A 23,696-nucleotide genomic window follows, 5' to 3' on the forward strand; every position below is an offset into this window, starting at 1 on the left:
ATGCCTGGCCCGTCAGGGCAGATTGTCTCGCAGAAAAATATCGAGCCGGATGCGCTCCTGCGCGCTGACCACCGGCAATCCGTCCGCCTTGGCCTTCAGGAGCCGGATGGCGCTGCGCACCTCGTGGCCGGCATCCTGGTTCAGCACCGCATCGATCCGGCCGGACAGAAGCGCTGCCCGCGTCGTCTCGGTCAGTTCATGGGCGATCACCGCCGGCCGGACCGGAAGGCGTGCCGCCTCCAGTGCCCGCACCAGGCCGCGATTGCCGGCTCCCAGGCTGTAGAGGCCCGCCAGATCCGGCTGTGCGGCAAACAGATCGGTGACGATGTCCTCGACGAGTGCCGGATCGTCGCGCCCCTCCAGAACCGGCAGCAGCGAAACCTGCGGGAATTCTGCAGCCATCACGGCTCGAAACCCCTCGAACCGTTCGCGGTGGTCCCGTACCAGCATCGAACCGGCGATCACCGCCACCGTTGCCGGTCGCCCGGCCAGGAAACGCCCTAGCAGGCTGGCCGCCGTGCGGCCCGCCGCCATATTGTCGATGCCGGCATAATGATGCCGCAGCGATCCCGGCAGGTCCGACACCAGCGTCACGACAGGAATGCCGGCCTCAACCAGATCGTCGATCGCCGCGCGGACCTCCGGCGCATCGACCGCCACCAGCGCCACACCGGCCGGACCATCGGCCAGCACGGCTTGCAGCGCCGCGGCAATCGCCTGCGGATCGAAGGGCGGCACCTCGACAATAGAGATGGTCGTGCGCTCCTGTCCGGAACGGGCCCTGGCGCCTTCCACCTCGCGGCGCAGGGTTCTCATGAAGGAATTGTCGTTGGAGGGCAGAATGAAGACCAGCGGATAGACCCGGCCCTTGGCCAGATTGGCCGCGGCCAGATCGCGCACGTAGCCGAGCTCACTGATCGCCCCTTCGACGCGCTCGCGGGTTTCCGCCCGCACGCCGGCGCGCCGGTTCAAGACCCGGTCGACGGTTGCCAGGCTGACGCCCGCATGGGCCGCGATATCGTGCACTGTAGGCTTCATATCTCCTCCGGTGCCGAGTCCTAGCGAAGTTTCTGAGGTACGTAAATCATTTTTTGATGCACGTACGTCATCAGACCGACACACGGCCTGGGCAGCACGCGAAAAGGCCGTCGCTTTGAGACGACGGCCTTTTTGCGCTGCGGTGGATTTCAGAAAGGTTTAGTGGCCGCTGCCGGGCGGCGGCGCGGCCTTGGGTTTCTGGATCAGCATGGCCATGAAGACCAGCGCGCCGAACAACGCCGTCAGCCCCAGGAACACGTCGATGAAGGACAACATCCAGGCCTGCTGTGTCACCAGGCCCGAAAGCTTGGCAAGAGCAGTCGACGTGCCGTCGAGCCCGTAGGAATCGTAATTGGCACCGACGTTGTCGAGCCAGCTGACGGCTGCCGGATTGCTCCAGGTGACATGCTCGGAGAGCCGGGCGTAATGATCGTCCGTGCGCTGCGTCAGCATGGTATTGATGATCGCCAGACCCACGGCACCGCCGAGGTTGCGCGTCAGGTTGAACAGGCCGGAGGCGTTCTTCATCCGGTCGGGCGGCAGAGTGCCGAGCGCGATATTGTTGATCGGCACCATGCAGATCATCAAGGAGCAGCCGCGCAGGATCTGCGGCACCAGCAATTCGTAGAAATCCCAGTCCGCCGTCATCTGGGTCATCAGGAACGTGCCGGCGGCAAAGCCGGCAAAACCCGCCATCATCATCACCCGCGGATCGAGCCGGCTGGAAAGGGCACCCGCGACCGGCGCGGTCAGGAACATGGCCAGACCCGAGACGAACATGGTCTCGCCGATCATCAGGGAATCGTAGCCGCGGATGCGGCCGAGATAGAGCGGATAGAGATAAGTCAGGCCATAGAGGCCGACGCCCATCACGAAGGAGAACAGCGAGCCGAAGGCGAAATTGCGGTTGGCAAATGCCCTGAGATCCACCACAGGGAAATCCACCCTGAACACCCGGTAGAAGAAGATCATGCCGCCGATCACCATGGCGATCGTGCCCATGACGATATGCTCGTCGTTGAACCAGTCCTTGGAATTGCCCTCTTCCAGCACGAATTCCATCGAGCCGAGGAAGACCGCCATGGTCAGCAATCCCCACCAGTCGAATTTCTTGAACAGGCTGTATTCCGGCTTGTCGAAATCGATCAGGCTCCAGGTCACGGCGGTCACGATGATGCCGGGGATGACATTGATCAGGAACAGCCAGTGCCAGGACATGGCATGGCTGATATAGCCGCCGATCGTCGGCCCGACGGTGGGTGCCAGCGTCGCGACGAGACCGATGATCGGCGAGACGATATTGCGCTTGGAGGGCGGAAAGATCGTGAAGGCCGCCGCAAAAACGGACGGGATCATGCCGCCGCCGATGAAACCCTGTATGGCGCGGTAGACGATCATCTGCTCGATATTGGTGGCCGTGGCCGCCAGCGCGCTGGCAAGCGTAAAGCCGGCCGCCGAGACCGAGAACAGCACGCGGGTGGACACGATGCGCGCCAGGGCACCCGACAGCGGGATCATGATGACTTCAGCGATCAGATAGGACGTCTGCACCCAGGCGATCTCGTCCGAACCGGCCCCAAGGCCCGCCTGGATCTCGGACAGCGAGGCGGACACGATCTGAATGTCGAGGATCGACATGAACATCCCGAACACCATCGCGAAAAATGCGATGATGCGCTTGGGATCCATGCGTTCTTCGGCATTCGGGACGGCCATGCCGCCCGCGCCTGGGGTCACTGTCGTCGCCATCGTCGTTCCGGGCCTCTTGACGCGTTACTTGGCAGCAATCGCCGCGCCATCATCGGGCGCTGTGCGGGTGTCGACATCGACCACGACGCTGAGGCCCGCCCTGAGGCGTCCCTGCGCCAAGGCTTCTTCGGGCAAAGCGATCCTGACCGGCACGCGCTGGATGACCTTGGTGAAATTGCCCGTGGCATTTTCAGCCGGCAGCATGGAGAACACCGAACCGGACGCTGGCGCAATCGAGGTCACCGTTCCGATCAGCGGCTCGTCCTCAAAGGCATCGACATGGATGTTGACCTTGGAGCCGGGCACGAGGTGGCCAATCTGGGTTTCCTTGAAATTGGCGTCGATATAGAGTTCCTTGACCGGAACCAATGCTGCGAGCCGCTTGCCGACGGAGACCAGATCGCCGGTCTGCACCGCCAGGTTGCCCACGACACCGTCGTAGGGCGCCTTCAGAATGGTGAAATCGAAATCCCGCTGCGCCTTCTGACGCGACAATTCCAACGACCGCACGGAGCTTTCCGCCTCGGCGCGCTGCGCCTTCAACAGGTCGATATTGGCTTTGGCCGACGAAATGCTCGCATCGCCCGCAACCAGGTTGGCGCGTGCCTGATCGAGAGCCACCTGCGCATTGTCGAACGACGCGACGGTGCCGACGGACTTGGACTGCAACTCGCCTGCCCGGCGCTGGGTGATACCGGCGCCGCGCACCGCGGCCTCCAGCGCGACCTTCTGCGCTTCGGCTTGCTCAAGAGCTGCCTGCGCCCCGACGATCTGCGCATCGATGCGCTTCAGGGACAGCATCTCGGTATCGATGGCAGCCTCGGCCTGCTCGAGCGCAATGCGGTAGTCGCCATTGTCGAGCGTCACCAGGGGATCGCCAGCCTTGACCATCTGGTTGTCCGTCACATTGACCTGCGTGACATAGCCGGAAACCTTGGGCGAGATGATCGCGATGTCACCTTCGATATAGGCGTCCTCGGTCGAAACCATGAAGCGCCCGTCCGTCCACCAGGAATAACCGTACCAGCCGCCGGCCGACACCAGAGCCAGAAGGATCGTCGGGAGGACCAGGCTACGCCGCTTGGCCTTCGGCTTTTCGGCTGCGACCGGGCTCGCGGAGCCGGCAGCATGAGCTTCCGTGCCGGATTCGTCGAGCTTGGCCGTTTCACCATCAGCGCCGGGCTCCGGCGTAGTCTTAAGATCGACGGCGCGGACGGCGCCAGTTCTCTGCGTGCCTGACATTTTGGTTACCATAGAGAGTAGATTGTGAAGAAATATCGAACTGAACCGTTCGGTTCGATTTGACATAGGGCGTTTTATACCACATATCAAGCCATAAAGAACCTGTGGGTTCGATAGCGTTAATTTTAGGTTGGAAATGAGCGAAGCAGCAGACAAAAATAGTGTGGCGGAGGAGGATGAAACCGGCCCTCCCTACATGTGCGCGCCTATTTCGGGCCGTTTTGCGGCGGGTGCGGATCCAGCCAAGCGTGAGCAGATTCTCGACGGCGCCAAGCGGGTTTTCATGAAGCTCGGCTTCGATGCCGCCAGCATGAACGACGTGACGCGGGAAGCCGGCGTTTCCAAGGGAACGATCTATGTCTATTTCCAGAGCAAGGAAGACCTGTTTGCCTCGCTGATCGAACGGGAAAAGGGCCGCTTTGCCGAAGAACTGCGCGACCTTCTGGCCCGCGACGGCTCCGTCGAGGATCGGCTGCTGCAGTTTGGCCTGACCTATGCCCGTCACGTGGTCAACAGCGACATGGTTCCCGCCATGCGCACCGTGATCGGCGTGATCGATCGCATGCCGAGCCTTTGCAAACGCTTTTTTGCCAGCACGCCGAGCAACGCCCAGACCGTTCTGCAGGACTACATTGAGCGCCAGGCGCAAGCAGGCACGCTCCGCGTCGAGGATGCCGACCTGGCATCACGCCAGTTCATCGACCTGTCGACCAGCATTCTTTTCAAGCGCCGACTGTTCGGTGAAATGACCTGCGTCCCGGATACGAAGGAAATCGATCGGATCGTCAACAGCGCCTTGCGCGTCTTCTTGGCTGCCTACGCGCCGCCCTGCAACGAGGCTGCCCAGACAGTGCCGCAATAGCGGCCCTCGACTTTTTACTATTCTTCTCCGGGCGACACCTTGTCGATGCTTCCCGCTAGCGCCATTTGATGCTATCGCCAAGCCACCGCCAACCGGAAGAGCCAAATGCAGGACATTGCCCTACTTCTTCAGGATCCAGCCGCATGGATCGCCCTGGTCACCCTGATTGTCATGGAGGTCGTTCTCGGCATCGACAATCTGGTCTTCATCTCGATCCTCACCAACAAGCTACCTGAGCATCAGCGCGAATCCGCCCGCCGCATCGGTATCGGTCTGGCGCTGGTGATGCGTCTTGTCCTGCTCGGCACCGTCGCCTGGATCGTCCAGTTGACCACGCCGCTCTTCGTCCTGTTCAATCACGGCTTCTCCTGGAAGGACCTGATCCTGATCGCCGGCGGCCTGTTCCTGGTCTGGAAGGCCACCAAGGAAATCCACCACAGCGTCGATCCGGAAGACAAGGACGGCGACTTCATCGCCTCCACGACCAATGCCACCATGACGGCAGCCATCGGCCAGATTCTGCTGCTTGACCTGGTCTTCTCGGTCGACAGCATCATTACCGCCGTCGGCATGACGGATCACCTGCCGATCATGGTGGTTGCCGTCATTGTCGCCGTGTCGGTCATGCTGCTGGCAGCAAACCCGCTGGCCAATTTCATCGAGAAGAACCCGACCGTCGTCATGCTGGCACTCGGCTTCCTGCTGATGATCGGCATGACGCTGATTGCCGACGGCATGGGCTTCCATGTTCCGAAGGGTTACATTTACGCTGCCATGGCCTTTTCGGGTCTCGTGGAAGTACTCAACATGTTCGCCCGTCGCAAGAAGCAGGCCGACCGGGACAAGAAGCGCTTGCATTGACAGGCCGCGCCTGATCGACCACAGCAGGCTCGCGGATATCTCCGCGGGCCTGTTTCGTGTCTGGCGGTAGCCTTGGCTGGGAACAAAGTCGTGGCCGTTTGCATTCTGTTTGCGATTTCTGCCGTTCATCCCCCATCCCTATCCCGACATCAAAATTGACTGGAGCCCCATGTCCACCGAGCAAATCCTTGCGTTTTCGGTCATTGGCCTGATGATGGCCGCCTTCATGTGGGATCGGTTCCGGTATGACATTGTAGCCTGCGTCACGCTCGTGGCGGCAGTCGCCCTCGGTCTCGTCCCGGTCGACAAGGCTTTCTCCGGCTTCAGCGACGATATCGTCATCATCGTTGGCGCCGCTCTCGTGGTCAGCGCCGGTGTGGCGCGGTCCGGCATCGTCGATGCGGCCATCAAGCGCTTCTTCCCGCGGCTGAAATCGATCCGCGGCCAGATGCTGCTGCTGATCGTCACGGTGACGATCCTCTCGGCCTTCATCAAGAATATCGGCGCGCTCGCCATCATGATGCCGGTCGCCTTCCAATTCGCACGCCGCTCCAGCAGCCCGCCGTCGATCTTCCTGATGCCCATGGCCTTCGGTGCCCTGCTCGGCGGATTGATGACGCAGATCGGCACCTCGCCGAACATCGTCGTCTCGGGCCTGCGCAAGGAAATCACCGGCGAAGCCTTTACCATGTTCGATTTCACGCCCGTCGGCGCAACGCTGGCCGTCACCGGCACGATCTTCCTGATGTTCTTCTACTGGCTGGTGCCGCGGCGCGAAAACCAGAACCCGTCCATGCAGGAGGCTCTGGAAAGTTCCACCTATGCCACCGACGCCACGCTGACCAGGCAATCGCCGTTCGTCGGAAAGGAACTGAACGACCTGCTGACGCTCGCCTCCGGCGAAGTGATCGCCACCTCCATTCTGCGCGGACACACCCGCATGTCGCCGTTTCCGGATGTCGCGCTGAAGGAAGGCGACACGGTGATGCTGGAAGGCCCGTCCGAGGCGCTGGATCGGATCGTGTCGCAGGCCCAGTTGAGCTTGTCCGGCAAGCCGATAGCCGAAAGCGGCAGCAGAAAGGGAGAAATCAGCACGATCGAGGCCGTGATTGCCCCCAGTTCGACGCTGGTGGACCTTTCAGCACGCGATGTCTCCTTGTTCAATACCTATGGCATCAACCTTCTGGCCGTCAGCCGCCAGGGCAAGCGCATCAAGGAAAGGCTGGGTGAACTGACCCTGCGCTCCGGCGATGTCGTGGTGTTGCAAGGGCAGCGCAAGGCGCTTCCGGCCGCCCTGCAGGAACTCGGCTGCCTGCCACTGGCCGAGCGGGAGATCCTGCTTGGAACGTCGCGCAGCGCCCTGGTTCCGATCGCCATACTGGTCGCCGCGATGGGGTCGACGGCGCTTGGTCTGGCACCGGTCGCGGTGGCCTTTTTTGCCGCCGCCCTTGCCATGGTGCTATTCCGCGTCATCCCGTTGAGCGAGATCTACCGCGCCGTCGATGGGCCGATCCTGATCATGCTGGCCGCCCTCATTCCGGTCAGCGAAACCCTGCGCACCACGGGCGCCAGCGAGAAGATCGCCGAATGGCTGGGCCATGTGGCCCACGGCCTGCCGGCCTATGGCGCGCTGACGCTGATCCTGGTCACGGCAATGGCCGTCACGCCCTTCCTCAACAATGCCGCAACTGTTCTGGTCATGGCACCGATTGCCGCCAGTTTTGCCGCCAACCTCGGTTTCCGGCCGGATGCCTTCCTGATGGCCGTGGCGATCGGCGCCGGCAGCGATTTCCTGACCCCGATCGGCCACCAATGCAACACGCTGGTGATGGGACCGGGCGGCTATCGCTTCAGCGACTACCCGCGTCTCGGCCTGCCGCTGTCGCTGCTCATCATCGTCGTGGCAATCCCGATGCTGCTTCTGGTCTGGCCGATTCAATAGGCCGATCGGCAAGCCCGCCTGCAAAAGGAGAAAGCCTGCGTCGGGCGGGACGCAGGCTTTCGGGCGGGGGACGGGGAATGTGAATGAAAGTCGGGGTAGGGGTTCCCTGCCTTCTCGTTGGCTACGGTAAGAATCCGGACACAGTCCCCGTCTTCTCTCCTCCGTTGCGTCCGGTGGGCACGACAATCATTCCGCAGCCTCAACGCGGCCGATCAAAAATGGTTCCCGGACACCTTGAAAAAAATGCGCCGCCATCGATTTTTTACGGTGCATCGACTTCCGGGGCGCGGCCAGGCGGCAGTTTTCCTTGACGCTTGGCGCTGAATATGGCCTAAGGCCTCGCATTGGAACACTGCGGAAACGCCGGGAATGAGCCGGTTTTGTCCGCGTTTCCGAGAGTTTCAGCCAATCCCTTGATCGCGCAAAAGCACGGCCCGGTCATCCGCACGTTACCACGAGCACGAATTCAAATGAACACATCAGGCGTCCGCGTCCGCATCGCACCCTCCCCGACCGGCGAACCCCATGTGGGCACCGTCTACATCGCCCTGTTCAACTATCTCTTCGCCAAGAAGATGGGCGGCGAGTTCATCCTGCGCATCGAGGACACCGATGCGACGCGCTCGACGCCGGAATTCGAGCAGAAAGTGCTCGACGCACTGAAATGGACCGGTCTGACATGGTCGGAAGGCCCGGATGTCGGCGGCCCCTACGGTCCCTATCGCCAGTCCGACCGCAAGGATATGTACCAGCCCTTCGCCCAGGACCTGCTCGACAAGGGCCATGCCTTCCGCTGTTTCTGCACGCCCGAGCGCCTGACCGAAATGCGCGAAGCCCAGCGCGCCAGCGGCAAGCCGCCGAAATATGACGGCCTCTGCCTGCATCTGAAGGCCGAGGAAGTCACCGCCCGGGTCGCCTCCGGCGAAGCCTCCGTGGTGCGCATGAAGATCCCGGCCGAAGGCTCCTGCGACTTCAACGACGGGGTCTATGGCGACGTCTCGATCCCGTGGGATTCGGTCGACATGCAGGTGCTGATGAAGGCCGACGGCATGCCGACCTATCACATGGCGAACGTCATCGACGACCATCTGATGAAGATTACCCATGTGGCGCGCGGCGAGGAATGGCTGGCCTCGGTGCCCAAGCATATCCTGCTCTACCGCTATTTCGAATGGGACGAGCCGAAGTTCATGCATCTGTCGCTGATGCGCAATGCCGACAAGTCAAAACTGTCGAAGCGCAAGAACCCGACCTCGATCTCCTACTACTCGGCGCTCGGCTACCTGCCGGAAGCCCTGATGAACTTCCTCGGCCTGTTCTTCATCCAGATCGCCGAAGGCGAAGAACTGCTGGATATGAACGAGCTGGCGGAAAAATTCGATCCGGACAACCTGTCCAAGGCCGGCGCGATCTTCGACATCCAGAAGCTCGACTGGCTGAACGGCCGCTGGCTGCGCGAAAAGCTGACGCCGGACGAGTTCCTGGCCCGCGTCTTCGACTGGTCGGCGGAAAACGACCGCCTGACGGAAGGCCTGAAGCTCGCCCAGAGCCGCATCTCCAAGCTCGGCGAATTGCCGCAGCTGACCGGCTTCCTGCTCGCCAATGACGTCGGCCTGACGCCGGCCTCGTTTGCCGGCCTGAAGACCAGCCCGGCCGAGACGCTGGAGATCCTCAACACCGTCCAGACGGATCTCGAAAAGATCCTCGAATGGAACGTTGCCACCATCGACGAGGAACTGCGCGCCATTTCCGAACGCCTCGGCAAGAAGCTGCGCGTGGTCACCCCGCCGCTGTTCGTCGCCGTTTCGGGATCGTCGCGCTCGCTGCCGCTGTTTGACTCGATGGCCCTGCTCGGCCGTTCGGTCGTGCGCCAGCGCCTGAAGGTCGCCGCGGCCGTGGTGGCGTCGATGGTGGGTAGCGGCAATTGACGTCTAACTGACATTGATTTCCACTCCAATTCAGGGAGAGGACATGACAGCTGCTATATATCGCCTGCTAAAACAGCTGGATGATGCCAAGATTCATTATTACCTTCAGCGGCATCGTCCAGACACGATTGATGTGACGGTCACGCTTGTAGGTAAGCGCATAGAGATTTCGGTATTCGATGATGATCACATCGAGATGTCGCAATTTCTGGGAACAGAGGACGTCGAAGACGAAAAATATCTTCAGGATATTCTTCGCCGAGAAATGGAGTACGGGGAAATGCCCCGCGAGTACTTCGCCAGAACGACGGAAAAAAAGAACACCGACGGAATCGAAAAATGACCGAAACGAAGACCGAAACCGCCCTCTCCTCCGACGTCACGGAAGTGCGTGCCCAGAAGCTGAAAATGCTGCGCGAACTCATCGGCGATGTCTATCCGGCCCATTTCCACCGGACCATGACCAATGCCGAACTGGCCGAGAAATATGCCGGCCTGGAGCTCGATACCGAGTCCGGCGATGTCGTGACCGTTGCAGGCCGCGTCTATTCCTCGCGCAACTCCGGCATGTTCATGGATATTCATGACGCCTCGGGCAAGATCCAGATCTTCAGCCACAAGGACACCACGCCCGAAAGCGCCCGCGCGCTGCTGCCGCTGATCGACCTCGGCGACATTGTCGGCGTCACCGGCATGGTTCGCCGCACCAAGCGCGGCGAGCTGACGATCAACGCGCAGGAGATCACCATGCTGACCAAGGCGCTGCTGCCCATGCCGGAAAAGTGGCATGGCGTCACCGATATCGAGACGCGCTACCGCAAGCGTCATCTCGACATCATGACCAACGAGGACAGCAAGCTGCGCTTCCAGCAGCGCTCGAAGATCGTCTCCGGCATCCGTCGCTTCATGGAAAACGACGGCTTCATGGAAGTCGAAACGCCCATGCTGCAGTCGATCTATGGCGGCGCCACGGCCGAGCCCTTCAAGACCCACCACAATACGCTCAAGCTCGACATGTACCTGCGCATCGCGCCGGAACTGTTTTTGAAGCGCACGCTGGTCTCGGGCCTGTCCGACAAGGTGTTCGAGATCAACCGTAACTTCCGCAACGAAGGCGTCTCGACACGACACAATCCCGAATTCACCATGATGGAATGCTACTGGGCCTATGCCGATTACGAGGACATCATGGACCTCGTCGAGCGGCTGTTCGCTGACCTCGCGACCCGCATCCACGGCTCAACCGAATTCACCTTCGGCGACAATGAAATCTCCTTCAAGGGTCCGTTCCGCCGCGTGCCGATGCCCGACGCCGTCAAGGACGTGACCGGCATCGACTTCCTGGCCATCAAGACCGACGAGGAAGCCCGCGCGGCGGCCAAGGCTGCCGGTTTTGCTGTCGAGAAGGACTGGACCTGGGGCGAGTGCCTGGCCTTCATCTTCGAAGAAAAGGTCGAGGGCACGCTGATCCAGCCGGCCCATGTCACCCATTTCCCGAAGGACATCTCGCCGTTTGCCAAGGAAGTGCCGGGCGAACCGCGCCTCGTCGAGCGTTTCGAAACCTATTGCAATGCCTGGGAAATCGGCAATGCCTTTTCCGAACTCAACGATCCGGAAGAGCAGCGCGCCCGCATGGTCGAGCAGCTGGAGCAGGCCCACGCCCGCGGCGAGAAGGACAAGCAACTGGACGAGGAATTCCTCGATGCGATCGACCAGGGTATGCCGCCGGCCGGTGGCCTCGGCATCGGCGTCGACCGCCTGATCATGCTGCTCACCAATTCCCCCTCGATCCGAGACATCATCTTGTTCCCGGCCCGCCGCAACAAGAACGACTGATCGCGTCCTGCATCCCTTTGAAAGGCCCGAAGCGCTTGACCCGCATTTCGGGCCTTTTGCGTTTGATGAGCGATTGCTTGGCCTTGGCCCTTCCCGTTGGCCGACATATCCGAAATAATTTCAACAACATTCAACCATACGGTTGACTAATTGTCGCCGCTCCTATATTCAACCATTCGGGAGAACAAATGGACGAAGATGCTCTGTCACGAATTCTGAAAGCCGCCGGCGATACGACCCGGCGACGCATCTTGACGCTGCTGGTCCAGGAGGGCGCGTTGAGGGTGACGGCGCTCGCCGCCCATTTCGATATGTCCCTCAACTCGGTCTCCAAGCACATCAAGGTGCTGGAGGAGGCGGGACTGGTCTCTCGCCGGACTTTGGGCCGCGAACATTTTATCGCGGCAGAACTCGAACCGTTGAAGCAGACGGAACAGTGGTTCGAGCAGCTAAAGTCCGTATGGGAACTGCGCCTTGCGGCGCTCGATCAACTGTTGAACGCAAAGGACGACGATCATGAGTGAACTGGAATTGACAGTCAGCCGGACCATCTCCGCACCGCGCGAAAAAGTATTCAACGCCTGGCTTTCGCCCGCCATGATGGCCAAATTCATGGCCGTGCCGAACGGCAGCACGGCGCCGTCCAGGGTGTCGAACGATCCGATCAAGGGCGGGCGTTTCTCGATCGTCATGGTGACCCCGGAAAAAGACGTGCCACATGCCGGCACCTATCTGGAGATCGATCCAGTCTCGCACCTGTCCTTCACCTGGGAATCGCCCCATTCGCTCGACGACAGCGTCGTCACCATCGATCTGGCCGAAATCGACGCGACAACGACCGAAGTCACCTTACGGCACGTCAAGTTTCGCAGCGAAGACTCACGCAATGGCCACGAGAAGGGCTGGAGCGCCATCCTTGCCAATCTCGCGCAGAGCCTGACCTGAACGCCAAAGCAATTGGGGCCGAACAAAAAAGGAGCCGGAAGACCAGGGGGCATGCCCCTTCTCCCGGCTCCTGTTATATCCTGGACCTGGTTTCCTTTCCGAACGAAAGGAGCGCCCCTGACGTCAATGCGTTGCCGCGACGTGTTCCTTTGAGACCGGAGGCACCGGTTCGCCATGAGATGAGGGTGTTGCGGCCGCCTCGCCCTGCGCCTCTACAGGCACTGCCGCTTCTTCACCACCGCCAAACACCATGCTCTTCACCGAGGACAGCCAGCCGCCATTGTCGGCTTCAACCACGGGCTCGTGGCTCGGCGCTGCCGCCTGGTCCGTCGAATGCTCGTTCGCGGCGGCAGGCTCTGTGCCGTGCGCCACAAGCGCCGCATGGGCAGGCGCCTCTTCCTTGATGGCCTGCTCCTCATGTCCCGCCGCGGGGGTAGCTGGTGCCTCATGCGACGGCGTTGCGTTGTGATCGGCAGCAACCTCGCCATGTCCTTCCGCAACAGGGGCAGCGCCATGCCCCTCCGCCACAGGCGTGGCCGCATGTCCTTCGGCGGCCGGGGTCTCTTCTGCCCCGAACACCATGCCCTTCAGGGACGCAAACCAGCCGCCGGTTTCCGCCGGAGCCGTGCCATGGCCATCGGCCGATGCAATTTCGTCGCTGGCTGGCGCTTCGCCATGCCCGGCTGGTGTCTCACCATGCCCGGCTGGCGCTTCGCCATGCCCTTCTGCCGGTGCCGCATCCTCGCCATGCGCCGGTGCTTCGCCGTGGGCAGCAGGCGCTTCACCATGGCCGCTCGGAGCGGCATGGCCCTCCGGCAGGACCACTTCCGGCTTCACGCAATTGGCCGTGTCGTCGAGGCTGGCCACGAGATGGTCGATATCATCCGGCGTCATCGAAATCTTCTCGCCGTAGAACTGGCCGCTGCCATTGGCGGGCTTTTCCACGTAGCGGGCCGTAAAAACCTGGCCATTGGCCTCTTCGGGAATCTTGCTCGGATCAGGAACATAGACGACATCCGCGCCGACCGCCCGTCCGCGCATATCAGCCCGTTTGGTCGGCCCTTTCGCGTCGAGCACCACCACCTGGACGAGATCGGCCTTTTCGGCCTCCTGCACGGCCTTGGCGACCCGAAGCGCCGTCTTCACCCGCGTCAGGCCGTCGGTCGGTTCCGTGGTGACGAACTTGCGCACCCAGAAGCGATCCTGCTTCTTGATGGTGACCGACGTCACTTCGGTGCATTCCAACCCATTGATCTGCTTGTAGGAGGGACCAAGGATCGCTTCCGTGCCAATAAACACGGCGGCTGCTCCCGTTCCGCCCAACAGGACCAGGACGCTGCCGGAAATCAGAACCAATTTACGGGATAACCGGAACTTGCCGACAAGACCCTTCACGCCAACAACTCCGGCATCAAGTCACTCCATACACATACGCAAAACTTAGGCTGACCTTGCCACACTGTTCTTGAGGAAACTTTAATCTACGCCCTGTGCATTGCAGCGAAGATTTCCCATTTCGGCACAAGGCCGCTCTTTCGCGGCACTCCTTTTGCGAATGAGTTGCAATAGCGTTTGACAAACGCCGCAAACGCATTAGCTTAGATTGCGAATGAGTTGCAAAAGCCTTTTGGAGTCGATCATGCTGAAACGAATTGCGGGAATTCTGGTAGTTGCCCTCTCCCTTCTGCCCTTGTCGGCAGCGGCGGCGGACAAACCCAAGGTCATCACGACGTTTACCGTGATTGCCGATATGGCCAAGAACGTCGCCGGCGATGCAGCCGATATCGAAAGCATCACCAAGGCCGGCGCCGAGATCCACAATTACCAGCCGACACCCCGCGATATTCTGAAAGCCCGCGACGCCGATCTGGTTCTGTGGAACGGCCTCAACCTCGAACTCTGGTTTGAGAAATTCCTCGGCAATCTCGGCTCGGTTCCGAACGCCGTCATCTCGGAAGGCGTGACCCCGATGAGCATTGCCGGCGGCGCCTATGACGGCAAACCGAACCCGCATGCCTGGATGTCGCCGGAGAATGCGTTGATCTATGTCGAGAACATCCGCAAGGCACTGACCGGTATCGACCCCGACCATGCCGATCTCTATGCCGCCAACGCCGCCGCTTATTCCGACAAGATCAAGGCGGAGATCGAACCGCTAAAGGCCGAAATCGCCAAACTGCCGGAGCAGGAACGGTGGCTGGCCACCAGCGAAGGCGCCTTCTCCTATCTCGCCCGCGATCTCGGCCTGAAGGAACTGTTCCTCTGGCCGATTAACGCCGACAGCCAGGGCTCGCCGCAGCAGGTTCGCGCCGTGATCGATGCCATGCGCGAGCATCAGATCAAGGTGATCTTCTCCGAAAGCACCGTGTCCGACAAGCCGGCCCGCCAGGTCGCCGCAGAGACCGGCGCCAAATATGGCGGCGTGCTCTATGTGGATTCGCTCAGCGAAGAAGGCGGACCGGTTCCGACCTATCTCGATCTGCTCAAGGTCACCGTCTCCACCATCGTTGAAGGGTTGACCGCATGATCATGGGCAAAAGCGCCGGCCAGCGGCTGGATGGCCTGACGGCCAACAACATCACGGTCACCTATCGCAACGGCCATACCGCTCTCAAGGATGCAAGCTTCACCATCCCCAAGGGCACGATCACCGCGCTGGTCGGCGTCAACGGCGCCGGCAAGTCGACGATCTTCAAGGCGATCATGGGCTTCGTGCCGCTCGCCCGCGGTGACATCACCATTCTCGGTATGCCGGTGCGCGAGGCGCTGAAGAAGAACCTCGTCGCCTATGTGCCGCAGAGCGAGGAGGTCGACTGGAACTTCCCGGTTCTGGTCGAAGACGTCGTGATGATGGGCCGCTATGGCCACATGAATTTTCTCCGCATCCCGTCGCGTCGCGACAAGGCCATGGTCGACGAGGCGCTTGGTCGCGTCGGCATGCTCGATTATCGCAAGCGCCAGATCGGCGAACTTTCCGGCGGCCAGCGCAAGCGCGTCTTTCTGGCCCGCGCACTCGCCCAGGAAGGCCAGGTCATCCTGCTTGACGAACCCTTCACCGGCGTCGACGTGACGACAGAGGAGCAGATCGTCGCCCTCCTGAAAGACCTGCGCCGTGAAGGCCGGGTCATGCTGGTCTCGACCCACAATCTCGGCAGCGTCCCGGATTTCTGCGATCGTACCGTCTTCGTCAAGGGCACGGTAATCGCCTCCGGCAAGACGGAAGACACGTTTACCGAGGAAAACCTGCACTTGGCCTTCGGCGGCGCGCTGCGGCACTTCGTGCTGTCCGGCAGCGATCTGCATGACGATGCGGATGCCCGCCAGGTCAAGGTGATCACCGACGACGAACGGCCCTTCGTGATCTATCGCGATCCGCAAGCACAGAAGGTGAGCAATGATCCTGCTGCTTGAACCCTTCTCCTACCAGTACATGGTCAGCGCCATCTGGGTCAGCGCCCTGGTCGGCGGCGTCTGCGGCTTTCTGTCCGCCTATCTGATGCTGAAAGGTTGGTCGCTGATCGGCGATGCGCTGTCCCACGCCATCGTACCGGGCGTCGCCGGCGCCTATATGCTGGGCCTGCCCTTTGCCGCCGGCGCCTTCCTCTCGGGCGGCCTTGCCGCCGGCGCCATGCTCTTCCTCAATCAGCGCACCCGGCTGAAGGAAGATGCCATCATCGGCCTGATCTTCACCTCCTTCTTCGGTCTCGGCCTGTTCATGGTGTCGCTGTCGCCAGTGTCGGTGAACATCCAGACCATCGTTCTCGGCAATATCCTCGCCATCACCCCGGAGGACACCTTGCAGCTCGTGATCATCGGCGGTGTCAGCCTGGTCATCCTGACGCTCAAATGGAAGGACTTCATGGTCACCTTCTTCGATGAGGATCATGCCCGCTCGATCGGCCTGAAGCCGGCGCTCCTGAAAGTGCTGTTCTTCACTTTGCTGGCCGCATCGACAGTGGCCGCCCTGCAGACCGTCGGCGCCTTTCTCGTCGTCGCCATGGTCGTCACCCCGGGCGCCACCGCCTATCTCTTGACCGACCGTTTCCAGCGGCTGATCGTCATGGCCTTCTGCATCGGCGCCGGCACCAGCGGCGTCGGCGCCTATCTCAGCTATTTCCTCGACGGCGCTACCGGCGGCATCATCGTCGTGCTGCAAACGCTGATCTTCCTCGCTGCTTTCGTCTTCGCCCCGAAGCACGGGCTGCTGGCAAGCAAGCGCAAGGCGCGGCTCGCCCTGGAGGATGCGGCATGAGCGATACCTTTGCGATGCTGATCCTGCCGTTCCAGTTGCCCTTCATGCAATATGCCTTCATCGTCACGCTGATGATTGCCGTGCCGATGGCCCTGCTCTCGTGTCTTCTGGTGCTGAAGGGCTGGTCGCTGATGGGCGACGCCGTCTCCCATGCCGTCCTGCCGGGCGTGGTCATCGCCTATGTCGTCGGCCTGCCGCTCGCCGTCGGCGCCTTCGTCGCCGGCATGACCTGCGCGCTGGCGACCGGCTATCTGAAGGAAAACAGCCGCATCAAGGAAGACACCGTTCTCGGCATCGTCTTTTCCGGCATGTTCGGCCTTGGTCTCGTGCTCTATGTGAAGGTCGAAAGCGACGTGCATCTCGACCATATCCTGTTCGGCGACATGCTCGGCATCCTGCCGTCGGATTTGCTGGAAACCGGCCTGATCGCCCTGGCGGCCACAGCCTTTCTCGTCATCCTGCGCAAGGATCTGCTAGCCCATGCCTTCGATCCACAGCATGCCCGCGCCATCGGCCTGCCGGTGCGGCTTCTGCACTACGGCATTCTGGCGGTGCTGTCGCTGACCGTGGTCGGCGCGCTGAAGGCGGTCGGCATCATTCTGTCGGTCGCCATGCTGGTGACGCCCGGCGCCATTGCCTTCCTGATCACCCGGCGCTTCCAGAGCATGCTGGTCGCCGCCGTCCTGGTCGCAGTCAGTGCCACGCTGTCCGGCATCTATCTGAGCTTCTACATCGACAGCGCCCCGGCCCCGACCATCGTGCTCTTGATGACCGCCATGTTCATCGCCGCCTTTGTCCGCACGGTTTGGAAGGCCCACGCGGCGGACAAGGAAGGAGCCGCCATTACGGACGGCTGATCTCGTCGAGATACCAGTTGATGTAGCGCAGCTCGTTCTGCTCCATCGGCGCGATCGGACCGGGCACGAAAAAATGCGACCGCACGCCGCGCGAGGTGTGTTCGATGATCGCCTTGTCCTCGTCGGTGGTGACAGTCCATAGCCATGTCAGCTTGTCGAAATCGTAGTCGACACCCTGTTCGGCCTTGCCATCGACCAGCCAGATCAGCTCCATCTCGCAGGATTCCGGCCCCTTCGGAATGAAGCGGTAGATCATACCGTGGTCGGGATAGCAGACCAGGAAGGACGTGCCGCCGAGATGCACGGAGGTGACGCCGCCGTCGTATTCGCTGAAGCGGCCCATCAGGGGCGCCAAAGGTGATCCATCCTGGCTGCCGGTCTTCACGCCATCATAGAGCGCATAGCGAAAGGCATGGATGGTCTCTCGTCCATTCTCAGAAGTCTGCCAGTGATCGCCGGAGCCGACTTCGATGCCGAGTGCGCAGGTGCGTTCCTCCATCGCCGCATTCAGCGCCTCGATCATCGGCAGCGGCTGTTCCAGCGCATGGGTCTGCGAATATTCGGGATGCGCCGGGCCGCAGTGATAGCACTCGACATAATTCTCGACCGCCAGCTTCCAATTGGCATCGAGCAAATAGCTCTGGCGATGCGCCACCTTGGCCGACGCCCAGCCATATTGCCCGCAGGTCGCATGCAGCAGGTTTTCGACCTCGGAAAAATCCAGCGGATTTTCAGCAAAGGAAATGAAGATCAGCCCCTCGACCACCCGAACCTGCAGCCGCTTCAGCCCGTGATCCTCCCGTTTGAACTCCTTCGGCATCAGCCGGGCGGCCTTCAGCGCCCCGTCATTGCCATAGGTCCAGGCATGATAGGGACAGACGAAGACCCGGGCATTGCCCTTGTCCTTCGTGCAGACCTCGGCGCCACGATGCCGACAGACATTGAGGATCGCATGCACCTGGCCATCCGCCCCGCGCGTCACGATCACCTGTTCCGACGCCATGCGGAACACTTCGAAATCGTTGGCGTTGGGGATGACGCTCTCATGGGCAACGCAATGCCAGTGACGGAAGAACACTCGCTGAAGATCGCGCTCATAGATCTCGGGATCGAGATAGAAAGGCCGGGCGAGGCCATGACCGGGCGTGTGGGCGGCGACCAGTTGGTCGAGGCGGTCAGTTGTGGGCGGGGTGGTGATGTCAGGTGCGAGCATGGGATTTTCTCCAAACTGAAGAGCGTGCGGTAACTCTGGCAAATGCTGGTGTGTCTTGCATCATGCCCTCACCCTTTCCGCCTTCGGATCATACATCGGCGTCAAGGACGCCTCCGCCTGGACCCGCACGCCGGCAATCTCGATCTCATAGTGTGAGGCCAGCACATCAGCCTCGCTCTCGCCGGCACAGGGCACATAGCCAAGGCCGATGGCGCCGCCGAGGTGGTGGCCGTAATTGCCTGAAGTAACCGTGCCGACGATCCGGCCGTCACGCACCACCGCCTCGTTGTGGAACAGCAGCGGCTCCGGATCGGTCAGGCGGAACTGCACCAGCCGGCGGTCGAGGCCTGCCTCCTGCTTGGCCAGCACCGCATCCCGGCCGATGAAATCGCCCTTTACTGTGCGAACCGCAAAGCCGAGCCCGGCCTCCAGCACATGATCCTCGTCGGTGATATCGTGGCCGAAATGGCGGAACGCCTTTTCGATGCGGCAGCTGTCCAGCGTGTGCAGGCCACAGAGCTTCAGGCCGACTTGCGAGCCCGCCTCCTCCAGCGCCTCGAACACATGCGCCGTCTGGTCGGTCGGGACATAGAGCTCCCAGCCAAGCTCGCCGACATAGGTGACGCGATGGGCGCGGGCGAGCCCCATGCCGATCTCGATCTCCCGTGCCGTGCCGAACGGGTGGGCGGCATTGGAGAAATCGTTGGGGCTGACCTTTTGCAGGAGATCGCGCGATTTCGGCCCCATGACGCACAGCACCGATTCCGATGCTGTCATGTCGGTCACCACCACGAAGGCATCGCCAATATGCCGCCGCAACCAGGCAAGGTCGCGCTGCAGGGTGGCGCCGGGCACGACGGCGAGGAAGGCCGTCTCCGACAGACGCGTCACGGTCAGGTCGCTCTCGATGCCGCCTTTCGCATTGAGCATCTGCGTATAGACGATGCGGCCGGTGGCCACATCCATCTGATTGGCACAAAGCCGCTGCAGGAAGGACAGCGCATCGCGGCCCTCGATGCGGATCTTGCCGAACGAGGTCATGTCGAACAGCCCGACGCCGCTGCGCACCGCCAGATGTTCGTCGCGCTGGTTCAAAAACCAGTTCTGCCGCTTCCAGCTGTAGCGGTATTCGCGCTCCTGGCCGTCTCTCGCAAACCAGTTGGCCCGCTCCCAGCCAGCCACCTCGCCGAACACCGCGCCGCGGCGTTTCAGATGCTCATGGATCGGCGAACGGCGAACGCCACGGGCGGTTGCCATCTGGCGATAGGGAAAGTGATCGGCATAGAGCAGCCCCAGCGTTTCGCTGACGCGTTCCTTGAGGTACGTGCGGTTCTTCTGGAATGGCTGCGCCCGGCGGATATCGACCTCCCAGAGATCGAACGGCGGCTCACCGTCGTTCATCCACTGCGCCAGCGCCATGCCGGCGCCGCCCGACGAGACGATGCCGATGGAATTGTAGCCGGCCGCCACCCAATAGTTCTTCAGCTCCGGCGCCTCGCCGAGATAGTAGCGGTCGTCGGGAGTAAAACTCTCCGGACCGTTGAAGAAGGTGTGGATGCCGGCGGTTTCCAGCATCGGCATGCGGTTGATCGCCTGCTCGAGGATCGGCTGAAAATGATCGAAATCCTCCGGCAGCTGGTCGAAGCAGAAGTCTTCGCGGATGCCCTCCATGCCCCACGGCTTGGCGACAGGCTCGAAGGCGCCGAGCAGCATCTTGCCGGCATCCTCCTTGTAATAGGCGCACTCGTCCGGCACGCGCAGCACCGGCAATTGCTTGAGGCCGGCCACCGGCTCAGTGACGATATAGAAATGCTCGCAGGCATGCAGCGGCAGCGTCACGCCGGACATGTTGGCCAGCGTCCGCCCCCACATGCCGGCCGCATTGACCACATGGTCGGTCTCGATGACGTAGCTCTCGCCGTTCTGCTCGCAGGCGACGCCTGTGACGCGTCCATCCGTCTGATGCACCGCCGTCACCTTGACGCCCTCGATGATCGAAGCACCGCTTTGGCGCGCCCCCTTGGCCAGCGCCATGGCGATATTGGCCGGATCGCATTGGCCGTCGAGCGGCAGATGCACGGCCGCCACAACGTCGGAGACGTTGAGATGCGGATACATCGCCTTGACCTCGTCAGGGGAAATCTCGCGCACATCGATGTTGAAGGCGCGGGCCAGCGAAGCTTGGCGGTAGATCTCCTCGCGGCGCTCTTCGGTCAGCGCCACGGTGATCGAGCCGTTCTGCTTCATGCCGGTGCCGATGCCGGTCTCCTCCTCCAGCCGCACATAGAGATCGCGCGAATATTTGGCGAGCCGCGTCATGTTCTGGCTGCCGCGCAACTGGCCGATCAGCCCGGCCGCATGCCAGGTCGTGCCTGATGTCAGCTGCTTGCGCTCCAGCAGCACCACATCGCTCCAGCCGAGCTTGGCCAGGTGATAGGCAACCGAGCAGCCGGACACACCGCCGCCGATGATCACGGCTCTCGCCTTTTTGGGGACGGCCTTCGTCATGCGCGCAATCTTTCATTCTGGGGATCAAACAGCGGCTGGTCGACCTGGACCACGGCCTTGAAGCGCTCGCCGAAGATCTCCACCTCGATCTCCGTGCCGGGCACGGCCAGATCGGCCCGCAGCATGCCGAGCGCAATGGATTTGCCGACCCGGTAGCCCCAATTGCCCGATGTCGTCTCGCCGACCACCTGGCCACCGTGCCAGAGCGTCGACATATAAGACGCATCGCAATCGCCGGCCTCCACCACCAGCGTCACGAACCGCTTCGAAACGCCGGTCTGCTTCTCGCGCTCCAATGCCGCGCGGCCCTTGAAATCGGGCTTGCTCCAGTCGATGAAGCGTTCCAGCCCGCCCTGAAGGATGGTGTAGTCGGTCGACAGATCGCCCTTCCAGGCGCGATAGCCCTTTTCGATGCGCAGCGAATCCAGCGCTTCCATACCGAAGGGTTTGAGACCGTGTCTTTGGCCGGCCGCCCAGACGGCGTCGAAGATCACGGCGGTGTCATCGATTTTCGTATGGATTTCCCAGCCGAGTTCGCCGGCAAAGGACACCCGCACCAGCTGGCACCAGCGCCCGGCGATCTGGCAGCTCTGATGGGTCAGCCAACCCTTGGCGAGATCAGCGTCAGACACGTCTGCCAGAATATCGCGCGATTTGGGGCCGGACAGGATCTGGCAGGAGAAATCCTCGGTCACGTCATCGAGCGTGAAGGCCGCATCTTCGGGCAGGTGTTTCTGCAGCCATTCGAAATCGTGCCACTGCGCCGTTGCCGCCGTGATCAGGAAGAAGAAATCCTCCTCCAGCGCCATGACGGACATTTCCGTCACGATGCGGCCCTTGTCGTCGGAAAAATAGGCAAGGCCGATGCGGCCGGGCTTCGGCACCTTGCCGGTGGTGAGATCAAGCAGCCAGGCGCGCGCGCCTTCGCCTTTCAGCCGATAGCGGGAAAAGCCCGGCAGATCGAGAATGCCGGCAGCATGGGTGACCGCCAGACACTCCTCCTCGATCCGCGCCGCCCACGGTCCCGCCCGGTTCCAGGTCTGCGTGGACTCCTCGGACGTATCGTCGCCCGGCTTGACGTACCAGTTGGCGCGCTCCCAGCCATTGTAGGGCTTGAACTGCGCGCCAAGTGCGGCGATCCGGTCGTGGATCGGCGAGAGCTTCCGGTTGCGGCCGGCCGGCCAGGCGTGCTTGGGAAAATGCATCGCATATTCATGGCCGTAGATTTCCATGCCCTTTGCCACGCAATAGTCCTGGGTCGCAAAGCTGGTAAACCGGCGCGGATCGCAGGACCACATGTCCCATTCGGTCTGACCCTCCGTCACCCATTCCGCCAGCACCTTGCCGGCGCCGCCGGCCTGGCAGATGCCGAAGGTGAAGACGCAGGCCTCGAATGCGTTCGGCACGCCGGGCATGGGGCCGATCAGCGGATTGCCGTCCGGCGCGTAAGGGATCGGGCCGTTGATCATCTTCGACAGGCCCGCCGTGCCGAGGATCGGCACCCGCTCGACGGCATCGTTCAGATACCATTCCAGCCGCTCCAGATCGTCGGGAAACAGCTGGAACGAAAAATCCTCCGGCATCGGATCATCCGGCGTCACCCAATGCGCCTTGCAGTTCTTCTCGTAGGGACCGAGATTCATGCCGGTCTTTTCCTGGCGCAGGTAATAGGAGCTGTCGACATCGCGCAATAGCGGCAGCTTGTGCCCGACCTCCTTCGACCAGGCCGCCAGTTCCGGGATTTCCTCAAACAACATGTATTGATGGCTCATCACCATCATCGGCACATCGCGGCCGAACCATTTGCCCACTTCGCGCGCATAATAGCCGGCGGCGTTGACCACCTTCTCGCAACGGATTTCGCCCTGCGGCGTCGAGATCACCCACTCGTCGTTTTCGCGGCGCACCCCGGTGGCGGGACAGAAGCGAAAGATTCTTGCGCCCAGATCGCGCGCGCCCTTGGCCAGCGCCTGGGTCAGCTGCGCCGGATCGATATCGCCGTCATAGGGATCATAGAGCGCGCCGGTCAGGTCATGAGTCTCGACGAAGGGATATTTCGACCTGATCTCGTCCGGCGACAGAATGTCGAGATCCATGCCCTGATAGCGGCCCATGCCGACGACGCGCTTGAATTCCTGCAGCCGCTCCTTCGAATGGCCAAGCCGCACCGAGCCGGTGACGTGATAGTTCATCGGATAATCGACCAGCGTGCCGAGCTCGCGGTAGAGCCCGGCGGAATAGCGCTGCATGTTCATGATCGACCAGGAGGACGAAAAGGTCGGCACATTGCCGGCCGCATGCCAGGTCGAGCCCGCCGTCAGCTCGTTCTTCTCCAGAAGCACGCAGTCGCTCCAGCCGGCCTTGGCCAGATGGTAGAGACAGGAGGCCCCGACAGCCCCGCCTCCGATGATCACGACGCGCGCATGCGACGGCAAACCTGACATGACTGCTCCCTTGTTTTGT

General features: G+C 61.8%; 19 protein-coding genes. 12 read left to right on the forward strand and 7 right to left on the reverse strand.

The window, feature by feature from the left end; genetic code table 11:
- Positions 1 to 12: 12 nt before the first annotated feature.
- From HFC70_RS23585 to HFC70_RS23595, 3 genes are all read right to left on the reverse strand, one after another.
- Positions 13 to 1,038: a LacI family DNA-binding transcriptional regulator gene (locus tag HFC70_RS23585; protein ID WP_168475754.1), complete on the reverse strand. Its 1,026-nt coding sequence runs from the start codon at positions 1,036 to 1,038 to the stop codon at positions 13 to 15.
- A 159-nt stretch (positions 1,039 to 1,197) separates the two neighbouring features.
- The gene (locus tag HFC70_RS23590; RefSeq protein ID WP_168475755.1) at positions 1,198 to 2,787 is read right to left on the reverse strand and encodes a DHA2 family efflux MFS transporter permease subunit; all 1,590 of its coding nucleotides are present in this window, start codon (positions 2,785 to 2,787) and stop codon (positions 1,198 to 1,200) included.
- Positions 2,788 to 2,811: 24 nt separating this feature from the next.
- Positions 2,812 to 4,029, reverse strand: coding sequence for an HlyD family secretion protein (locus HFC70_RS23595; RefSeq protein WP_168475756.1), 1,218 nt, complete (start codon positions 4,027 to 4,029; stop codon positions 2,812 to 2,814).
- A 196-nt stretch (positions 4,030 to 4,225) separates the two neighbouring features.
- Between HFC70_RS23595 and HFC70_RS23600 the strand changes: the two genes are divergently transcribed.
- The 8 genes from HFC70_RS23600 (at position 4,226) to HFC70_RS23635 (ending at position 12,403) form a co-directional block, all read left to right on the forward strand.
- Positions 4,226 to 4,891 (forward strand): TetR/AcrR family transcriptional regulator, encoded by a 666-nt coding sequence (locus HFC70_RS23600; protein WP_168475812.1) that lies wholly within the window; start codon positions 4,226 to 4,228, stop codon positions 4,889 to 4,891.
- A gap of 105 nt (positions 4,892 to 4,996) precedes the next feature.
- Positions 4,997 to 5,752 carry a TerC family protein gene (locus tag HFC70_RS23605; protein WP_168475757.1) on the forward strand — a complete coding sequence of 252 codons (756 nt, stop codon included), beginning with the start codon at positions 4,997 to 4,999 and terminating at the stop codon, positions 5,750 to 5,752.
- Between the two features lie 169 nt (positions 5,753 to 5,921).
- A complete protein-coding gene (locus HFC70_RS23610) occupies positions 5,922 to 7,694 on the forward strand; it encodes an SLC13 family permease (protein ID WP_168475758.1) in 1,773 nt (590 codons plus the stop codon).
- Positions 7,695 to 8,164: 470 nt separating this feature from the next.
- Complete coding sequence (gene gltX / locus HFC70_RS23615) at positions 8,165 to 9,622, forward strand: glutamate--tRNA ligase (protein ID WP_168475759.1); 1,458 nt, start codon at positions 8,165 to 8,167, stop codon at positions 9,620 to 9,622.
- 43 nt (positions 9,623 to 9,665) lie between these two features.
- The gene (locus HFC70_RS23620; protein WP_246735931.1) at positions 9,666 to 9,965 is read left to right on the forward strand and encodes a hypothetical protein; all 300 of its coding nucleotides are present in this window, start codon (positions 9,666 to 9,668) and stop codon (positions 9,963 to 9,965) included.
- A complete protein-coding gene (gene lysS / locus HFC70_RS23625) occupies positions 9,962 to 11,458 on the forward strand; it encodes a lysine--tRNA ligase (protein ID WP_168475760.1) in 1,497 nt (498 codons plus the stop codon). The genes HFC70_RS23620 and lysS overlap by 4 nt, the downstream gene beginning before the upstream one ends.
- 188 nt (positions 11,459 to 11,646) lie before the next feature.
- Positions 11,647 to 11,982, forward strand: coding sequence for a helix-turn-helix transcriptional regulator (locus HFC70_RS23630; RefSeq protein ID WP_168475761.1), 336 nt, complete (start codon positions 11,647 to 11,649; stop codon positions 11,980 to 11,982).
- Positions 11,975 to 12,403: an SRPBCC domain-containing protein gene (locus HFC70_RS23635; protein WP_168475762.1), complete on the forward strand. Its 429-nt coding sequence runs from the start codon at positions 11,975 to 11,977 to the stop codon at positions 12,401 to 12,403. The genes HFC70_RS23630 and HFC70_RS23635 overlap by 8 nt, the downstream gene beginning before the upstream one ends.
- A 123-nt stretch (positions 12,404 to 12,526) precedes the next feature.
- Here the strand turns inward: HFC70_RS23635 and HFC70_RS23640 are convergent, their stop codons facing one another.
- Positions 12,527 to 13,798 (reverse strand): hypothetical protein, encoded by a 1,272-nt coding sequence (locus tag HFC70_RS23640; protein WP_168475763.1) that lies wholly within the window; start codon positions 13,796 to 13,798, stop codon positions 12,527 to 12,529.
- Positions 13,799 to 14,042: 244 nt separating this feature from the next.
- Between HFC70_RS23640 and HFC70_RS23645 the strand changes: the two genes are divergently transcribed.
- The 4 genes from HFC70_RS23645 to HFC70_RS23660 are packed head-to-tail and all read left to right on the forward strand — an operon-like array spanning position 14,043 to position 17,512.
- Positions 14,043 to 14,930 (forward strand): metal ABC transporter substrate-binding protein, encoded by an 888-nt coding sequence (locus HFC70_RS23645; protein ID WP_168475764.1) that lies wholly within the window; start codon positions 14,043 to 14,045, stop codon positions 14,928 to 14,930.
- The gene (locus tag HFC70_RS23650; RefSeq protein WP_305792534.1) at positions 14,927 to 15,814 is read left to right on the forward strand and encodes a manganese/iron ABC transporter ATP-binding protein; all 888 of its coding nucleotides are present in this window, start codon (positions 14,927 to 14,929) and stop codon (positions 15,812 to 15,814) included. The genes HFC70_RS23645 and HFC70_RS23650 overlap by 4 nt, the downstream gene beginning before the upstream one ends.
- Positions 15,798 to 16,655 carry a metal ABC transporter permease gene (locus tag HFC70_RS23655; RefSeq protein WP_168475765.1) on the forward strand — a complete coding sequence of 286 codons (858 nt, stop codon included), beginning with the start codon at positions 15,798 to 15,800 and terminating at the stop codon, positions 16,653 to 16,655. Before HFC70_RS23650 ends, HFC70_RS23655 begins: the two co-directional genes overlap by 17 nt.
- Entirely contained in the window at positions 16,652 to 17,512 is an 861-nt protein-coding gene (locus HFC70_RS23660; RefSeq protein WP_168475766.1) for a metal ABC transporter permease, read from the forward strand. The genes HFC70_RS23655 and HFC70_RS23660 overlap by 4 nt, the downstream gene beginning before the upstream one ends.
- Here HFC70_RS23660 and HFC70_RS23665 read toward each other — a convergent pair.
- Genes HFC70_RS23665 through HFC70_RS23675 form a run of 3 tightly spaced genes read right to left on the reverse strand, consistent with a single transcriptional unit; the run spans position 17,499 to position 23,677 of the window.
- Positions 17,499 to 18,725: an SRPBCC family protein gene (locus HFC70_RS23665; RefSeq protein WP_168475767.1), complete on the reverse strand. Its 1,227-nt coding sequence runs from the start codon at positions 18,723 to 18,725 to the stop codon at positions 17,499 to 17,501. The genes HFC70_RS23660 and HFC70_RS23665 overlap by 14 nt on opposite strands.
- Positions 18,726 to 18,785: 60 nt before the next feature.
- Complete coding sequence (locus HFC70_RS23670) at positions 18,786 to 21,233, reverse strand: FAD-dependent oxidoreductase (RefSeq protein WP_168475768.1); 2,448 nt, start codon at positions 21,231 to 21,233, stop codon at positions 18,786 to 18,788.
- Positions 21,230 to 23,677, reverse strand: a complete 2,448-nt coding sequence (locus HFC70_RS23675) for an FAD-dependent oxidoreductase (protein WP_168475769.1) — start codon at positions 23,675 to 23,677, stop codon at positions 21,230 to 21,232. Before HFC70_RS23675 ends, HFC70_RS23670 begins: the two co-directional genes overlap by 4 nt.
- Positions 23,678 to 23,696: the final 19 nt, after the last annotated feature.

This window comes from Agrobacterium sp. a22-2 (assembly GCF_012276985.1).
Taxonomy (GTDB): Bacteria; Pseudomonadota; Alphaproteobacteria; order Rhizobiales; family Rhizobiaceae; genus Allorhizobium.

Coding starts and splice junctions, on each gene's coding strand:
- HFC70_RS23585 (WP_168475754.1), bottom strand. CDS start 1,038: ATGAAGCCTACAGTGCACGATATCGCGGCCCATGCGGGCGTCAGCCTG.
- HFC70_RS23590 (WP_168475755.1), bottom strand. CDS start 2,787: ATGGCGACGACAGTGACCCCAGGCGCGGGCGGCATGGCCGTCCCGAAT.
- HFC70_RS23595 (WP_168475756.1), bottom strand. CDS start 4,029: ATGTCAGGCACGCAGAGAACTGGCGCCGTCCGCGCCGTCGATCTTAAG.
- HFC70_RS23600 (WP_168475812.1), top strand. CDS start 4,226: ATGTGCGCGCCTATTTCGGGCCGTTTTGCGGCGGGTGCGGATCCAGCC.
- HFC70_RS23605 (WP_168475757.1), top strand. CDS start 4,997: ATGCAGGACATTGCCCTACTTCTTCAGGATCCAGCCGCATGGATCGCC.
- HFC70_RS23610 (WP_168475758.1), top strand. CDS start 5,922: ATGTCCACCGAGCAAATCCTTGCGTTTTCGGTCATTGGCCTGATGATG.
- gltX (WP_168475759.1), top strand. CDS start 8,165: ATGAACACATCAGGCGTCCGCGTCCGCATCGCACCCTCCCCGACCGGC.
- HFC70_RS23620 (WP_246735931.1), top strand. CDS start 9,666: ATGACAGCTGCTATATATCGCCTGCTAAAACAGCTGGATGATGCCAAG.
- lysS (WP_168475760.1), top strand. CDS start 9,962: ATGACCGAAACGAAGACCGAAACCGCCCTCTCCTCCGACGTCACGGAA.
- HFC70_RS23630 (WP_168475761.1), top strand. CDS start 11,647: ATGGACGAAGATGCTCTGTCACGAATTCTGAAAGCCGCCGGCGATACG.
- HFC70_RS23635 (WP_168475762.1), top strand. CDS start 11,975: ATGAGTGAACTGGAATTGACAGTCAGCCGGACCATCTCCGCACCGCGC.
- HFC70_RS23645 (WP_168475764.1), top strand. CDS start 14,043: ATGCTGAAACGAATTGCGGGAATTCTGGTAGTTGCCCTCTCCCTTCTG.
- HFC70_RS23650 (WP_305792534.1), top strand. CDS start 14,927: ATGATCATGGGCAAAAGCGCCGGCCAGCGGCTGGATGGCCTGACGGCC.
- HFC70_RS23655 (WP_168475765.1), top strand. CDS start 15,798: ATGATCCTGCTGCTTGAACCCTTCTCCTACCAGTACATGGTCAGCGCC.
- HFC70_RS23660 (WP_168475766.1), top strand. CDS start 16,652: ATGAGCGATACCTTTGCGATGCTGATCCTGCCGTTCCAGTTGCCCTTC.
- HFC70_RS23665 (WP_168475767.1), bottom strand. CDS start 18,725: ATGCTCGCACCTGACATCACCACCCCGCCCACAACTGACCGCCTCGAC.
- HFC70_RS23670 (WP_168475768.1), bottom strand. CDS start 21,233: ATGACGAAGGCCGTCCCCAAAAAGGCGAGAGCCGTGATCATCGGCGGC.
- HFC70_RS23675 (WP_168475769.1), bottom strand. CDS start 23,677: ATGTCAGGTTTGCCGTCGCATGCGCGCGTCGTGATCATCGGAGGCGGG.